Source organism: Chitinophagales bacterium, from assembly GCA_013816805.1.
GTDB lineage: Bacteria > Bacteroidota > Bacteroidia > Chitinophagales > UBA10324 > MGR-bin340.
Genome location: JACDDS010000002.1, coordinates 171,872 through 188,095 on the forward strand (window position 1 = coordinate 171,872; position 16,224 = coordinate 188,095).

The following is a 16,224-nucleotide window of genomic DNA, read 5'->3' on the forward strand; positions in this document are numbered from 1 at the left end:
CCCTGGAGTTAGGCGTGGGCAAATGTGCATAACAAGGCTTGCCATCAGGGATAAAAAACAAAGAGCTCTTTGTAAAAAAGGATTGTGTGAGGTTGAGAGTGGAAAATAAAAAGATGGTTTAAGAATAGCACCTGAGTTTGTATTCATATATTGGTTACTTTGGCTGGTTCCAGGATATACAGTGACTGTAAAAATTTTATCTTTAATCGACACAAACTATCTATTCCACCTATTACTAATCAATTCAGTTCCCTTCTTAAAAATTCCCCTGTAAAACTTTTTTTGTTTTTAGCCACCTCTTCCGGTGTCCCTTCTGCAATAATATACCCTCCGCCGTTGCCTCCTTCCGGTCCCAGGTCAATGATGTAGTCGGCGAGTTTTATTACGTCCATATTATGTTCGATGATGAGAACCGTATTTCCTTTGTCAACCAGTTTGCTGAGCACTTCCATTAACACACGGATGTCTTCAAAATGAAGACCCGTGGTGGGTTCATCCAGGATATAAAAAGTTGCTCCTGTATCTCTTTTTGAAAGCTCGGTCGAAAGCTTTACGCGTTGCGCTTCACCACCGCTTAACGTAGTAGCTTGTTGTCCCAGCCGTATATAACCTAACCCAACATCCTGCATCGTCTTTATCTTGCGATGGATTTTCGCCATTTTCTCAAAAAATGCTACCGCTTCATCTACCGTCATTTCCAAAACATCGCTGATTGATTTTCCACGGTAGCGGACTTCCAGTGTTTCACGGTTGTAACGCTTGCCAAGACATTTTTCACATTCTACATATACGTCAGGAAGAAAATTCATTTCGATCAGCTTCATACCACCCCCCTGGCATTCTTCGCATCTTCCGCCTTTTACATTAAAAGAAAACCTGCCGGTTTTGTATCCCCGGATTTTTGACTCCGGTATCAGTGCAAATAATTCCCTGATATCTGAAAACACAGAAATGTATGTTGCAGGATTCGATCTTGGCGTTCTGCCAATCGGTGACTGATCAATCTCAATCACTTTATCAATCAGCTTCAGCCCTTCAACTGCCCGGTACTCAAGAGCCTTTTTTCTGGAGTTAAAAAAATACTGGTTAAGAATAGGATAGAGTGTTTCAGTAATGAGTGAAGATTTGCCACTGCCTGAAACACCCGTTATGCAAATTAATTTTCCCAAGGGTAAGTTTACTGAAACATCTTTCAGATTATTTCCTTTTGCACCGATCAGGTGAAGAAACTGTCCATTCCCTTTTCTTCTTCTTTCAGGAACTGTTATTGATTTTTTTCCCGCCAGGTAATCTACTGTGAGTGACGATTGCTCATTAAATTCCTGCGGAGCACCTTCGCTTACCAAATAACCTCCGTGCTCCCCAGCCCCAGGACCCAAGTCAATTACGTAGTCGGCAGCAAGCATAATATCTTTATCATGTTCTACCACTAACACTGAATTGCCTGCTTCCGTTAATTCCTTTAATGCTTTAATAAGGCGCTGGTTATCTCTCTGGTGAAGACCAATGCTTGGCTCGTCCAGAATGTAAGTAATACCGACTAATTGAGATCCGATCTGAGTAGCTAACCGGATGCGCTGTGATTCACCGCCTGAAAGCGACCGGGATGCACGGTCAAGTGTGAGGTATTCCAACCCTACATCCAGCAGGAACCCGATCCGCGAACGGATTTCCTTTATTACTTCCTTTCCAATCAACAGTTGTTTTTCGGTAAGAAGAGCTTCTACTTCATCAAACCATTTTTTCAATTCAGAGATACCCAGCTGCGCCAGCTCAGAAATATTTTTTCCTGCAAGTTTGAAAAACAGAGATTCTTTTTTCAGGCGCGTTCCGTTACACACCGGGCAGGCAATGGCGTCCATAAATTCTTCCGCCCATAGTCTCAATCCGTCAGAGCTCGCCTCACGGTAATACCGGTAAATCATATTGATGAGACCCTCGAATTCGGTAGAATACAACTGGTTCCCTGCCTCACTATAACTTAAAGCAACTTCCACTTTCTCTTCCTTTGATCCATAGAGAATCATGTTTAATGCTTCTTTAGGGATTTTTTTTATGGGAGTTGCAAGAGTAAACTTGTATTTATTTGCAATTGCGCGAACCTGCTGGTAAATGAAATTATCACGCACTTCGCCAAGAGGAATGATACCGCCGTCGTTTATGCTTTTTGAATCATCAGGCATAATGACATTCCGGTTAATCTCATATACAAATCCCAATCCCTTGCAGTGGGGACAAGCTCCGTACGGCGAGTTAAAAGAAAAAGTATTCGGTGAAGGCTCTTCGTAGGAGATGCCCGACACGGGATCCATCAATGTCTTGCTGAAGCTTTGCACTTTATTATCATCTACTGACATAATCAGCACCAATCCCTTTCCCATTTTCAAAGCAAGGGAAACCGATTTCTCTAACCGTTCTGTGGATTTGTCCGTAATCTCAATGCGATCCACTACAGCTTCAATATCGTGTACCTTATAGCGGTCTACCTGCATTTTGCTTTTCACTTCCACTATTTCACCGTTTACCCGCACTTTTAAATAACCCTGTTTCCGGATCTGCTCGAATAGCTCGCGGTAATGTCCCTTTCGGCCTCTTACCAAAGGAGCGAGTAAAACAATTTTTTCATCCCTGAAATTTTCTTTTACATGCTCAAGGATCTGATCTTCCGTATAGCGAACCATTTTTTCGCCGGTCTCAAAAGAGTAGGCCTCTCCTGCGCGGGCAAAAAGCAGGCGCATGAAATCATAAATTTCTGTGATGGTGCCTACTGTGGATCGCGGATTTTTATTTACCGTTTTTTGCTCTATTGAAATGACAGGACTTAACCCTGTGATCTGGTCCACATCGGGGCGCTCCATGCCGCCGATGAACTGCCGCGCATACGCAGACAGACTTTCCATGTAACGGCGCTGACCTTCAGCATAGATGGTATCAAAGGCCAGGGAAGATTTTCCGCTGCCGCTGATACCGGTGATCACCACAAATTTATTCCGTGGGATTTTCACATCAATATTTTTCAGATTGTGCACGCGCGCACCCAGCACTTCAAGGAATTCCTGTTCCGGCTCACTAATAGGAGAAGCACTCTGTATTTTGGTTTTTGTTACGGGCATTCGGCAGGAAGTATCAAACCTATCTTTGATACCTGTTAAATAAGTATGGTGAAATAAAAAAGTCTGCAAAGTTAAGGACTAAACCGATGAAAAAGGGAGAAGGTTCGAAAGAGGTCTTTACTTATACTTTATCTTAAGATGCTGGTTATTATTGGAAATAAGCGTTAAGCATGCTTATAATTCACTTTATATTTTTTCTTCCTCGCTTTTGTTCTGCTCTTTCTAATTTTATTTTACTATTTGATAACTTATAAATTGTTCAGTGTCCTAAATTGATATTTACCTCTTTATCATTTTATCTTTCAGGATTTCTTTCATTACACTTTCATGCAGGTTTTGACTGATAGCGATTTTTGCTTTGCCCATATTTATTTCATTGCCTTCTATACTTTTAATTTTATTTATATTGACAATCGTTGACTTATGAATTTTCAAAAAAATACTGCCAGGAAGTTGTTCTTCAATTCCCTTAATTGTTAAGTAAGCAATCAACTTTCTATCTTCTGTATGCAGCACTACATAGTTTAGCATGGCTTCTACAAACATTAGTTCATCGTATAAAATCTTTTCTATTTTACCTTCGCATTTTACAAAAAAATAGTTCAGGTCGGTTTCATTGCCTTTGCTTTTGGTTTGCCTGTTTTTGAGTTCGAAATATTCTTTTGCTTTGATACAAGCTTTTAAAAACCGTTCATAAGAAAATGGCTTTACAAGGTAATCTACAACAGCCAGGTCAAAACCTTCAATGGCATATTCGGTATAAGCGGTTGTCATAATGGTTAGTGGTAATACTGTTAAACTGCGCAGGAATTCAATGCCATTCATTTTGGGCATATTAATGTCAAGAAATAGTAAATCAGTTTTATTGCTGTTAAGCAAAATAGCGGCTTTTATAGGATTTTCGGCTTTGCCAACCAACTGCAAAAAATCTACATCTTCCATATATTCTTCCAGTAATTTCCTTGCTACCGGCTCATCATCTACTATAATGCAGTTTAATTTCATGTTAATTGCACATTTAGAAGTACCTCATAAAGATGCTCTTTCTCATTAATAACCAACGTGTATTTTTGAGGATAAAGCAATGCCAGCCTGCGTTTTGCATTATCAATTCCAATCCCTTCATGCTTTATGCTATTGTTATTGCTGGTTTCTTTGGTATTACTCACTTTAAAAAGTAAAATATTTTCTTCCTGTTGAAATGAGATATTAACACTGTTTTCTTTTTCATCGCTGCCGCCAACATATTTAAAAGCATTTTCAATAAATGCGATAAACAATAAAGGGGCAATCGTAAAGCCTTTTATATTTTCGGCAATGGTAAGATTGACTGAAAGAGTTTCTTCTTTTCGTGACTGTTGTAACGCCACATAGTTTTTAATATAATTTATTTCTTTATCAATATTGATGGAATTGCTATTGCATTCGTATAACTGGTACCTCAGCATGTCAGAAAAAGTAAGAAGCATATCCCTGGCAGTAGCATTATGTTTGTCAATATGCCCGTAAATAGAATTTATGGAGTTAAATAAAAAATGCGGATTGAATTGAGCATTTAAAAAATCAAGCTCTGCTTTTTCTTTTTCTTTTGCCATTGCATCAACATATTTCTGAAACCGGAACCGGTCTATGATTAGTTTGCCGGATATAATGCAAACAACCCAAATAAAAATATTAAGCAATGAATTTATAAATAGTTTTGAAAAACCAGGTTGTGGTTTGCCAACAAGAAAACGATGTTGGTTAAGATAAGTGGCTAACGGAACTCTTAATAAGGCTGCAATTATAATACCTGCAAGCGCTATGCACACAAACTCAACATATTTCTTTTGATATAAGAACCTGGGAATTGCGAAATAAATATTGAAATAGAAATTAGCTGCAATAAATATAAGGTAGCAAAATTCTACAGTAGCAGTTCTGGAAAACGAAAACTCTCTTTTTTGAAATACAATTATCCAAAAAATATATAAACACAGCCACCACAAAAGCTGCAACCAATTTTCCTTTCCTGTCATTTTCCATTTGTGATTCATCATATTACAAAAATACTAAAGCGTTCAGCCTTCATTTAATCTTTTACATCACCTATATCAAAAACATTATTAAGTAAAAGCAAATGCGTTAATCAAGAAGTTCAGTTGCTTAATGTAAATGTTTTTTTTTTGGAGCTTATGCTTCTTTCTTTTGGACTGAGATTATTTATTGATCTCAAAATTTAAAAAATTAATACACAATATTTTCCATTTAAAAACTCAAAAAAAATGAAACTGATTAGTTTACTCATCACATGTTTAATGATATTGAACATCAATTTAATCTTTGGGCAGGCAGGTACTTTGGACACGACTTTTAAAAAAACAGGAAAAGTTATTACGGATTTTGGTGGTAATGATTTTGGAAGATCAGTTGCCATACAACCAGATGGAAAAATTGTGGTTGCGGGTTATACACTTACAGGAAACAACTTTGCAGTAGCACGGTACAATAAAAATGGCAGGCTTGATAAAACCTTTGGTGGAAGCGGAAAAGTTACAACAGATTTTGGCCTTGAGGACTTAGCTTACTCTGTCGCCATTCAGGTCGATGGAAAAATTGTGGTAGCAGGGAAAACGAATGTAAATACGAGTTCAACCGGAGTGTATGATTTTGCAGTAGCCCGATATAATATAAATGGCACGCTGGACTATTCATTCAGCGGAGACGGAAAGGTGACTACGGATTTCAATAACGGCGGTTCAGATGAGGCTCACTCTGTCGCTATTCAGTCAGACGGTAAAATTGTAGTAATTGGCTTTACAAATAAGTTTGGTTCTGATTATGCATTAGCACGATACAATGCTAACGGCACTCCCGACAATACATTCGGAGGAAGCGGGAAAATTATTACAAATTTTGGGGTAGATACGTATTCTGAAGCATATGCTGTAATTATTCAGCCAGATGGCAAAATCGTAGTAGCAGGAGATACAAATGCCGGAAATGATTTTAGTGATTTTGGGTTAGCCCGATACAATGTTAGCGGTACACTTGACAATACGTTCAGCGGAGATGGAAAAGTGATCGCAGATATTGGGGGTTATGATTTTGGAAAATCTGTTGCTATTCAACCTGATGGAAAAATTGTAGTGGCAGGATATACCATTCAGGGTGATGAAGATTGGGCTTTGGCAAGATTCAATGTTGATGGCACACTTGATAATTTATTTAACGGATCTGGAAAAGTTACAACAGAATTTGGGGGTGTTGACGATGCTTATGCAGTAGCCATCCAGGCAAATGGTAAAATCGTAGTAGCAGGATATTCCAAGCCAGGTACCGACTACGACTTTACTTTGGCACGATACAATACAAATGGAACGCTCGACAATACATTTAGCGGAGATGGAAAAGTTGCTACTGATTTTAGTGGCGGCAGTGGTGATGATGCATTTGCTATAGCTATTCAACCAGACGGTAAAATTGTAGCGGCAGGCGACACCAGAGCTATTAGCGGAAGCAATGATTTTGCTGTGGCAAGATATAACGGAGATGCAACTTTGCTTACAAATAATGTAAGCAGATTAAATGTTACAGATATCATTAATGAAAGGAAATCACCATTCTTTCGTCTCTACCCAAACCCGGTTACAGATGTTCTGCATGTTCAAGGCTTATCCCAATCTGCCGCAAATACTATTTTAATTACTGATGTATCAGGAAAAGTTTTTGAAAAAGCAACTGCTCTGAGTGGTGATTACACATTCAATGTAAAAATGCTGCCGGCAGGGGTTTATAACATCAGCATAATTGAAAATAGAAAGACGGTGAATTATAAAATCATTAAGCAGTAGTAAATCAAGATCAATAGAAATTGAAATTTTCTCTGAACAATTAAAAAAAAAGTAATGACAAACAAAATCAAAAACACAATGGGAGAACAGGAATTGACTGACACAATTTATAAGTCAATGACATCCCGCCGTTCTTTCTTGAAGAAAACTGCTCTTGTAGGCGGGCTTGGATTGGGAATGGGCACGTTCAGAGGCTTATCCGCCTTTGCATCTCCAAATGAAGGTCCGGGAATGACTGCGGGGGATGTGGCAATACTCAGCTTCCTTGCTGCAGGTGAATTAATTGAGACTGAACTCTGGGTTCAATACTGCGAATTAGCAGCAGGCAATAAGGCTTACGCAAAAGCCCTGAACCTGATAGAAGCTGAGATGGTTCCTTATGTTTGTGATGTAACCGACGACGAGCAAAGCCATGCGAAATTCATCAACGCATACCTCGTAGCAAATGGCCATCCGGAAATAAGCCTGGATAAATTTCGCACTCTTCCGAGCAGCAAAGCTACAGGGGCTAAGGACATAGGCAGGCTCACCAACCTTATGGAGGTTACGGTGGATACTACCTGGTTTAATCGCCAACGCGACACTGGAAACCCTGATTTTGGTACTATCTATCCCCAGTCCGTTGACATTGTGGGCAAACCCGTTATTCCGCTTTCTGATAATGTATCGGAGAAGGAGATGCAGCTTATTGCCAATTGTGCTGCATTCCATTTTGCTGCCACCGAGCAGAACGGAGCAAGTATATACCCCTCGATGATTCCGAAGGCCAGCAATCTTGAGGTTCTTCAGATTCTAACAAGCATTGGACCTACTGAGGCATACTTTTTCGCCTCTTTTCATCAGTCACTGGAAGGGGTTCAGGCAATCTCAGGCGACGGTTTGGTATTTCCTGACATGAAAAAAAATCACATTGGCGGACATCACTTTCCGCGTCCCTGCAAGTTTCTTCGTGAGGGGCTGCCTTTAGTAACTGTGATTCGCCCAACAGCCACAGTAAATGGCGGTGCGATGCACCTTGTAAAAGGATTGATCAAATCAAACGTATTCAAAGGACAGAGCCAGGAGTTCCTTGATTATATGACGAAATTAGCAACCGCAGCCGATGACGCTACCAGGACTTTATAAGCAAATGAGGCTCGCCCGGGCAGGTCACCTATTACGGTCTACGTATAATAGTAATCCTGAATCATAATCAATTGGTTGAATCATTTTGCACTTCAGACAGCAAATGAGGCTTATTCAGCCTCTGCTAAGTTGTTGTTAGTAGTTAAGTGTCATCAGTCTCCTGAATATCTTTCCATTGATCTCTTCAAAATCTCTTTTACATCCTTCGAAAGGTTTTGATAACTATAGAACCCATAGAGCGTATCAAACGGTATTGCTTCTAATCGCTTATTAATGCGCTTTACTTCCTGAAGCGACAAAGGTATTTTGTTGGGATAACTGTACATGACGGCAAAATGTTTCATGCTCGGCGAAAGATATAAAGTGTCTCCACAAAACACTGTTCAGTCCTTTGAAAGAAAAGGAACCTGGAAAATGCAGCTGCCTGGAAAATGTCCACCGATATTGATGATCCGTATTTCATCCCACAAAGATTTTTCATTTCCATCCCAAAGACTGATGTGGCTTCCTTTATCCATAATCCACTGTTCATCGCTACGATGAATATAAATGGGGCAATCAAACATTTCAGCCCAATCATTCATATTGCTGTAATAATGCGGATGTGAGATAGCAATTGCTTTCAGCCCACCTTTTGATTTTATGAAATCTCTAGCAGGTTCATCAAGCAAAGCAATGAATTCCATAAAATGTTTCCTTCACCAGATAAAATAAGTAATGCGCGCTGACCCGATTGCAAACCTTGGGAAAATCTCAAGCTCATACACCCGATCCTTTATCTTATTGATCCGAACCCGGTTAGTCGTTAGCAATTTATCATGTGTCGTCCAGGTTTGCCCTTCTTCGGGAATATACTGACGGTCGTCATTACAGATCTGGTATAGGCTTTATTCATCCATGCCAGAAGGAAATTGGGTGCCACAAGCAGTACAAATTTTTTGCTGGTTCATGCAGATGCATTTACATTACAATCATTGTTATTAAACGGTTGCTTTATAAAATCTCAACTTCTTCAGGTATTATAAGCTACAGCACGCGTCCATTTTCTGTAATAACTAAATGTTTAAAGTTTGGCTGCTTAATTTAAAATAGCGGGGCAAATGATTGCTTGGCAATAATATTTTTAATCAGCTTGTCTAACTGATTGTAGTGCGCTTTAAATAAAAAACTTCCCATGCTTATTCTTCTCACCCCGCATTCCGCTAAATCCTCAATGGAACGCAGATCAGGCATACAAAGCACGTTAACCGGTAATGTGGTAGCAGAAGTTATTTTTTTTATTTCATCTTTCTCTTTTACAAAGGGAACGAAAATTCCGTCTGCGCCTGCCTCTTCATACGGATGTAGTCTGTCTAATGTTAATTCGAGGGCAGCAGGCAGGTTTTCTAAAAAGCTATCCGTTCTGGCATTTACAAAAAGCTGCATATTTTTTCTAGCCAAATGATTTTTAATCCTGGTGAGTTTTTCGATAAACAAGTCTTTTCCCTGAGAATCTTCAAGATTGATTCCTACCACTCCAATATCAAAGAGCTTTTCAATGTTGGTAATTACTTCGCTGATGTTTGGACTGTAGCCGGTTTCCATATCAACAGACAATGGAATGTCTATACCGGAAATTATTCTTTGCACTACAAAAAACATTTCTCCAAAAGAAATTTTTTCACCGTCTTCATAACCTAATGAATTAGCGATTGCGGAGCTTGATGTAGCAATAGCTTTGTATCCATTGTCAAGAAAAACCCGGGCACTCGTTACATTCCAGGCATTCGCTATTATCAACGGTTTATTTTGTTGATGGAGGTTATGAAAGATTTCATAATTGTTCATTTGTTTAGTTTTTTCTTAACAATGGTTTTAATAGCGTAGCAACTCCAATCCTGTTCCATACATTGATGGTAGCAATAGCCATAATAATTTGCGCTGTTTTTTCTTCCCCAAAAATTGCAATCGATTTTTCGTAAACAGCATCGCTTAAACCATGCTGCTGTATCAGGGTAACTTCCTCAGTCAACTGAAATAATAATCTTTCTTCTTCTGAAAATAGTTCTCCGGCCTCCCTCCATGCACTTATCAAAAAAATACGTTGTTCTGATTCGCCCAATTTCCGGGCATCTCTCGAATGCATATCTACGCAATAAGCGCAACCGTTTATTTGCGAAGCCCTTATTCTGATAAATTCCCTATGCAGTTTATCGACGGAAGATTCATTCACAAATTTGTCTAATGCTTCCATTGCAGCATAAGCAGTCGGTTGCACAACATTAAAATCAATTCTTTTTTTCATTCTCTATTTTTTTTATTTCTTCTTTAAAACCAATTCTTCAGCATTCCGTTTAATCCGGGATTGCCGCTAGTAGACAAAAATAGGACAGACCTGAAGCTTAAAGAATAGACAATGCAAGGAAAAGCATGTAAGATTTACAAAGCCGGGTTGCTTTTATAATACTTGGGAGATTGACGGGTATGCTTTTTAAAAAAGTTGGAGAAATAAAACGGGTCGTTAAAGCCTAATTCAAAGGCAACTTCTTTTATTGAAAGGTCCTGATAAATAAGCAGCCGTTTTGCCTCGGAAATAATTAATCCGTAAATAACATTTTGGGCAGTTTTTCCAGTGTGCAGCTTTGATTGCTCATTCAATTTAGCTTCTGTTGTATTTAAGACTGAAGCAAAATGGCTTAATGGAAAATTACTTTTAAAATTAGCCCTGGCTAATTCTAAAAATTTAAGGAACAAAGCATCTGGCTTATATATTTCATCTCCGCGATTAACTTTTGCACGGTTGATCTCCACCAATATCAATTCTATTCTTGAATGTATGGATGTTAGGTACTGGTAAGGTTGCTGCAAAAGTTCTTCTTGAATAAGCTTGAGCTGCGTTTCAATGGTTTGGAAATTCTGAATGGTAATTACTTCATTTAAATCAAAATGACAAAACAGACCATTGTGAAAAATCAGTTCAATGTCCTTGTCGTCTTTACAAAAAAACCCAAACGTAAATTCAAGAATAAACCCTTCTGCGGCATTTAATTTTTTAAAATAATGTATCTGCCCTGACGTAATAGTTATAACCTGGAATTGTTTTAACTCCAGTTCTTTATCATCCACTACAATTGTTGTATTCCCTTTTAAGCACCAGATGAGTACATATTTCATCCAGCGTTTAGGTACATCAATATCAGATTTCTCATGAAATGTTTCGAGGCTAACCATTGCCTAAAATTAGATAGATTCAATTTTTCGTGGTGTGCTAATTTAGGATGTGTCTCTCTAATAACTTTTTACGAAAGAAGCTATTACGGGTAGTTATTGGAATTATTTCCTCTTTGTTTTCTCCTTTTGCATATTTTCTTTCACCCTCAATTTACAATTCTTGTTACCAATGCTAATGGAAGTGATTTATCGAGAGGGAATTGAACGGAACCTTTTGCGCCTTTAAATACAGAAAGCTCCTTTTTAAAGGTTCAATTCCTGATGCTGTAGGATAAAATCCAATATGGTTTATATAACCTGCGAAATAAACCAGCATACCATAATATTTATAAGCTGGGATCCGCTAACTGATAATTTCTTCAGAGCGGGCGCCGCTTTTAGAATTGTTGTAAGCACCTGATTCATCTTTTGAGTTTCTTCAGGAAGGCAGCTATATACTGATCTACATCAGCTATTTTCGTTACGTGAGATTGCATTAGCTGACTCTTAAGATTGTTTGCCACTTTGCTTACAAACTACTATGCACCAATGGGCAACTTCCACAATTAGTACTTAAACCAAGCCCTGCGCCAGCATGGCATCTGCAACCTTCACGAAGCCACCGATATTTGCCCCTTTAACATAATTGATGCGCCCGTTTTCGCTGCCGTAGTTTACACAGGTGCTGTGAATAATTTCCATGATGCCTTTCAATTCTTTATCTACCTCTTCCTTTGGCCACCGCAGGCGTTGCGAATTCTGACTCATCTCAAGACCGGATACTGCCACACCACCTGCATTAGAGGCTTTGCCCGGCGCATATAAAATTCCCCTGCTGAGAAATACGGTTACCGCTTCAGGTGTTGAAGGCATATTAGCACCTTCAGCAACAGCGATACAGCCATTGTTCAGCAATGCTGTTGCATCATCACCATTTAACTCGTTTTGAGTGGCACAGGGCAATGCTACATCACACTTTACGCCCCATGGAGTCTTTCCTTCAATATACTCACAACTATATTTTTCCGTGTATTCTTTAATACGTCCGCGCTTCTCATTTTTGATCCACATTAAATGTGCGAGCTTCTCCTGCGTAATTCCGGATTCATCTAAAATAAAGCCATCGCTGTCGGAAAGCGTAATTACTCTTGCGCCGAGCTGTATACATTTTTCTGCAGCATACTGTGCCACGTTACCCGAACCACTGATCACCACCGTTTTATCTTTTAAACTTTCCCTGCGCGTAGTGAGCATTTCATGTGTGAAATAGACACAACCATACCCTGTTGCTTCAGGCCTGATGAGACTTCCTCCAAAAGTAATGCCCTTGCCGGTAAGTACCCCGGTAAATTCATTCTTCAGTCTTTTATACTGGCCAAACAAAAATCCTATTTCTCTTCCCCCTACATTAATATCACCTGCCGGCACATCCGTGTCAGGTCCGATGTGACGGAATAACTCGCTCATAAAACTCTGGCAAAACCGCATTACCTCATTATCGGATTTTCCCTTCGGGTCGAAATCACTGCCTCCTTTACCACCCCCCATCGGCAAGCCGGTAAGCGAATTCTTAAACACTTGTTCAAAAGCTAAAAATTTTAAAATACCGAGATATACTGAATAGTGAAAACGCAGGCCTCCTTTATAGGGTCCTATTGCACTGTTCATCTGTATGCGATAGCCACGGTTGATCTGAAATTCACCTTTATCATCAATCCACGGTACACGGAACATAATTACACGTTCCGGCTCCGCTATACGCTCCAGGATCTTCGCTTTTTTATATTTAGGATTTTCTTCAATGTAAGGAATCAGCGATTCAGCGACCTCGAACACCGCCTGATGAAATTCCGGCTCATCGCGATTTTTTTCTTTTATCTTTTTCATGAAATCTTCAATCAGGGCTGTTCCAGGAGAATCCATATGATAGGTTTAGGTTCTAAAAAAAAGTGATAAGCAGTGTTGAAGTAAACTTCCGAACCATACATTCAGCGAATACGTGATACCGATTGAGAAATCAATGATAGAATATTTTTTTATGATAAAAAAGTGAATGCCGGTTAATACTGCAAAGGCGGCACCATGAAGTAACCGGTCTAAATTGTTGGGAACGATTGCAAAGAATCAATTCTGAAATTATTCTACGATCTTATAATCATCATTATTCAGTAATGGAAGGCCCTTAAACCTGAGAAGAAGCTGTGCCACAGTAATTACATCTTTCTGGCAATAGGTGACAATGCGCGATAAATCATTCTCCTTCCAGAAAACTTTTCCAACATCTTTCCCGTCCAAATCATCTTTGGGAGATGCTATTCCCATTACTGCTGAGAGCAGCTTTAGACTTGTAAAATGTTTATAATCCCCGAAACGCCATAGCTGCATAATGTCAACAGCATATACTTCATATGGTTTTTTGCCGGAAATGTCCAGCACTTTTGGTAGTTCTAATCCATTAATCAGCATTCGGCGGCATAAGTAGGGAATATCAAACTCCTTAATGTTATATCCGCAAAAAAAATATTTATCAGGCTTTTTATAATAAGTATTTAATAGTTCTGTAAATAATTGCAGCAATATCTTTTCATCACTTCCGGCAAATGATTTAATGCGGAATCTTTCCATTTCCTGTTTCCCGGGATTAAAAATCCCAATAGAGATACAGACGATTTTTCCAAACTCAGCATATATACTTGCATGGTTAAAATACTGATCTTCCTTCGATTCATTTTCTGCTTTAAGACGAGCAGACTTGTTAAGATAAAGTTCTTTTAATTCAAGAGGAACAGATTCAAAATCGGGGTAACCCGGCACTGTTTCAATATCAATACAGATAAGATTGTTGAGGTGAATGTTATCGAGCATTATGTTTTGATGATTCTTGTGCGCCCGATCCTAAATCTTTGATTGGGTTAATAAATGTAGAAATTCTGAGGAATTAATTTACCGTAAATATTACGGATGATCAATAAGAAAGAAGGGAAAAGACTCCAGCAGCAGTAACAGACATTAAGATTGGCCTATCTGCCTTAAAAGATTCTAAATGAATTAAAAAATATTGGTTGCTAAAGTTCCGACTACAGCGAGAATGGATGCAAGTAATACGGCAGCAGCAAAGTTCTTTACTTCGAAGCCCTTGAACAGACTGTCAACAATTTTGATAATTATCGCCATCACAATGAGCCGGACAAAAAAAGAAAGCAGTCCGAGAGTTACAACATTAATAGGCAACCGGAGCAAAAATCCAATGGTTGCATTCAAAACACCGATTACAAGAGATACGGCAATAGCGGTCCCATAATTTTTGACGTACACGCTGGGTAATAAATATGCGACAATCAGCAATACTCCGGCATCCAGCAAAAGTTCAAAAATAAAATGCATGGTTAATCAGGCTTCATGGTAAGCTCAGAGCCATCTGCCGCACGGAGTTTGAGGCTCTTGGTATTCCATTCAAGTATGGTAAAATTTTCCGAAACACCTTCACCGCTAAATTGTAGGCTCAAAGTGCTTCCTTCATTCTTCCATGTTCCTTTCCGCTCCACGCCTTCACCGCCCATCACCATATTTCCATTATTAAAAAACGTGATGTATTCTTTTTTTTCACTGTGGCTAAGCTTATCGTTATTTCCCTGTGAGGTGGTTTCATCTGTAGCACGCCATGTCTTCTGGTTACTGCCAGCAACCACTTCGCTGAAAGTAGCACCTGACGCAGCGCCGGACTTTTCACCATTTTTACACCCGCCGATAATAAGAAAAAAGACGAGTAAACAGGAGATTTTGTTTTTCATGGTAATATTTCTGTTTAGGGTATGATAATTTTCTGTCCCGGAAAAATTTTATCGGGATTTTTGATTACATCTTTATTTGCCTCAAATATTTTTTTCCAGTCATCGGCTTGGCCATAGTACTCTTTGGCAATTTTTGATAGTGTATCACCACTTTTAATAACATATTCCCGCTTTACTGTAGCTGCCTGTGGAGCCGCAGAAACATTAGGAGTATTCGCAGTAACCTTTGGCTGCTCAACAGGTTTTTCATCCCCCTTTTTTTTTAAGAAATCCAGTAGTCCCATATAAATTGTTTTTATGAATTAAATTATTTTCTTATAACATTTTGCAGTAAGCTGCCAATCCCCCCATAACCACGGCCGCCGCTTAATAAAGAAATAAGGGAGCCGTGACCCATCATAGAAGAACCCATTCCCCGATTGCCCATCGCTCCCCCGCGGTTTCCCATCAGGTTTCCGAGAAGCCCTCCACCGGAACCAAGAAGACCTCCTCCTATTCCACGTCCTCCGCCTGAAGTCATTCTTCCTGTTAAAAATTTGGCAACCAGCATTGGTCCTAAAATCCCCAACAAACCCGATGAAAGACTTTTGGTATTTATTCCTGCTTTGCTTAGCTTATCATTTAATCCAAGCGACTCAAGAAAGCCTGGATGAGTAACTTCTTCCCCGCTTTTGCCGCTGTCAGCCGATTTATCCACAAACTCATCGAGAAGCGAAAATTGTTTTGCATTTATGTTCAGATACTGGCTTATAGACTGAATATTTTGTTTTTCTTCTTCGGAATATTGCCCATCGGATTTTGCAAAACTAATGATGTCGGTAACCAGGGAAAACCGAAGATCGCTTTGCTTAATAATATCCAGGCAACGGGTCAGTTCTTCTTTAGAAAGATCGCGGGCCGCCCGTTCAACGGCCTGTTCCTGCTGAGGTGAAAGATCAGCGGTTGCTACCAGAGCCCTTATAAATTCCATTTCATCATCAGAGGCTTCGTGATCTGCAGTGGCGATGGAGGCGATCGCTCCAAGGTAAGCACCTTTTTCTACATCACTATAATCCTTTAATAATTTATCCGGTTGATTCATGTAAAATTTTAAGACCGCATTAACAATTTCCAATCCAAAAATACTTTCTTTCCCTAAATATGAAATTATTTTTTTATGATACTGGAAATTAA

General features: G+C 39.2%; 16 protein-coding genes. 2 read left to right on the top strand and 14 right to left on the bottom strand.

The genetic code is table 11. The features are described 5' to 3' along the window. Positions 1-239 precede the first annotated feature (239 nt). The 3 genes from uvrA to H0W62_02520 all read right to left on the bottom strand — a co-directional run bounded on the left by uvrA (position 240) and on the right by H0W62_02520 (position 5,152). Positions 240-3,113 (bottom strand): excinuclease ABC subunit UvrA, encoded by a 2,874-nt coding sequence (gene uvrA / locus H0W62_02510; protein MBA3647414.1) that lies wholly within the window; start codon positions 3,111-3,113, stop codon positions 240-242. A 279-nt stretch (positions 3,114-3,392) separates the two neighbouring features. Continuing rightward, a complete protein-coding gene (locus tag H0W62_02515; protein MBA3647415.1) occupies positions 3,393-4,118 on the bottom strand; it encodes a response regulator transcription factor in 726 nt (241 codons plus the stop codon). Next, positions 4,115-5,152 carry a histidine kinase gene (locus H0W62_02520; GenBank protein MBA3647416.1) on the bottom strand — a complete coding sequence of 346 codons (1,038 nt, stop codon included), beginning with the start codon at positions 5,150-5,152 and terminating at the stop codon, positions 4,115-4,117. The genes H0W62_02515 and H0W62_02520 overlap by 4 nt, the downstream gene beginning before the upstream one ends. 225 nt (positions 5,153-5,377) lie before the next feature. Here H0W62_02520 and H0W62_02525 point away from each other — a divergent pair, with 225 nt between their 5' ends. Next, complete coding sequence (locus H0W62_02525; protein ID MBA3647417.1) at positions 5,378-6,946, top strand: T9SS type A sorting domain-containing protein; 1,569 nt, start codon at positions 5,378-5,380, stop codon at positions 6,944-6,946. Between the two features lie 54 nt (positions 6,947-7,000). Beyond that, positions 7,001-8,071: a ferritin-like domain-containing protein gene (locus tag H0W62_02530; GenBank protein ID MBA3647418.1), complete on the top strand. Its 1,071-nt coding sequence runs from the start codon at positions 7,001-7,003 to the stop codon at positions 8,069-8,071. Between the two features lie 152 nt (positions 8,072-8,223). Here H0W62_02530 and H0W62_02535 read toward each other — a convergent pair whose 3' ends face one another. From H0W62_02535 to H0W62_02585, 11 genes are all read right to left on the bottom strand, one after another. Beyond that, positions 8,224-8,415, bottom strand: coding sequence for a hypothetical protein (locus H0W62_02535; protein ID MBA3647419.1), 192 nt, complete (start codon positions 8,413-8,415; stop codon positions 8,224-8,226). 39 nt (positions 8,416-8,454) lie between these two features. After that, entirely contained in the window at positions 8,455-8,757 is a 303-nt protein-coding gene (locus tag H0W62_02540) for a hypothetical protein (GenBank protein ID MBA3647420.1), read from the bottom strand. Between the two features lie 397 nt (positions 8,758-9,154). Further along, positions 9,155-9,898: an isocitrate lyase/phosphoenolpyruvate mutase family protein gene (locus tag H0W62_02545; GenBank protein ID MBA3647421.1), complete on the bottom strand. Its 744-nt coding sequence runs from the start codon at positions 9,896-9,898 to the stop codon at positions 9,155-9,157. A 4-nt stretch (positions 9,899-9,902) separates the two neighbouring features. Continuing rightward, entirely contained in the window at positions 9,903-10,355 is a 453-nt protein-coding gene (locus H0W62_02550) for a carboxymuconolactone decarboxylase family protein (protein MBA3647422.1), read from the bottom strand. 134 nt (positions 10,356-10,489) lie between these two features. Beyond that, a complete protein-coding gene (locus H0W62_02555) occupies positions 10,490-11,281 on the bottom strand; it encodes a helix-turn-helix domain-containing protein (GenBank protein MBA3647423.1) in 792 nt (263 codons plus the stop codon). A 552-nt stretch (positions 11,282-11,833) separates the two neighbouring features. Then, positions 11,834-13,183, bottom strand: a complete 1,350-nt coding sequence (gene gdhA / locus H0W62_02560) for an NADP-specific glutamate dehydrogenase (protein ID MBA3647424.1) — start codon at positions 13,181-13,183, stop codon at positions 11,834-11,836. Positions 13,184-13,396: 213 nt separating this feature from the next. After that, entirely contained in the window at positions 13,397-14,125 is a 729-nt protein-coding gene (locus H0W62_02565) for a ribonuclease H-like domain-containing protein (protein MBA3647425.1), read from the bottom strand. A gap of 183 nt (positions 14,126-14,308) precedes the next feature. Beyond that, a complete protein-coding gene (locus H0W62_02570) occupies positions 14,309-14,644 on the bottom strand; it encodes a phage holin family protein (protein ID MBA3647426.1) in 336 nt (111 codons plus the stop codon). Positions 14,645-14,646: 2 nt separating this feature from the next. Continuing rightward, positions 14,647-15,051, bottom strand: coding sequence for a lipocalin family protein (locus H0W62_02575; GenBank protein ID MBA3647427.1), 405 nt, complete (start codon positions 15,049-15,051; stop codon positions 14,647-14,649). A 14-nt stretch (positions 15,052-15,065) separates the two neighbouring features. Further along, the gene (locus H0W62_02580; protein MBA3647428.1) at positions 15,066-15,335 is read right to left on the bottom strand and encodes a LysM peptidoglycan-binding domain-containing protein; all 270 of its coding nucleotides are present in this window, start codon (positions 15,333-15,335) and stop codon (positions 15,066-15,068) included. A gap of 23 nt (positions 15,336-15,358) precedes the next feature. Then, positions 15,359-16,132 carry a TerB family tellurite resistance protein gene (locus H0W62_02585; GenBank protein MBA3647429.1) on the bottom strand — a complete coding sequence of 258 codons (774 nt, stop codon included), beginning with the start codon at positions 16,130-16,132 and terminating at the stop codon, positions 15,359-15,361. Positions 16,133-16,224: the final 92 nt, after the last annotated feature.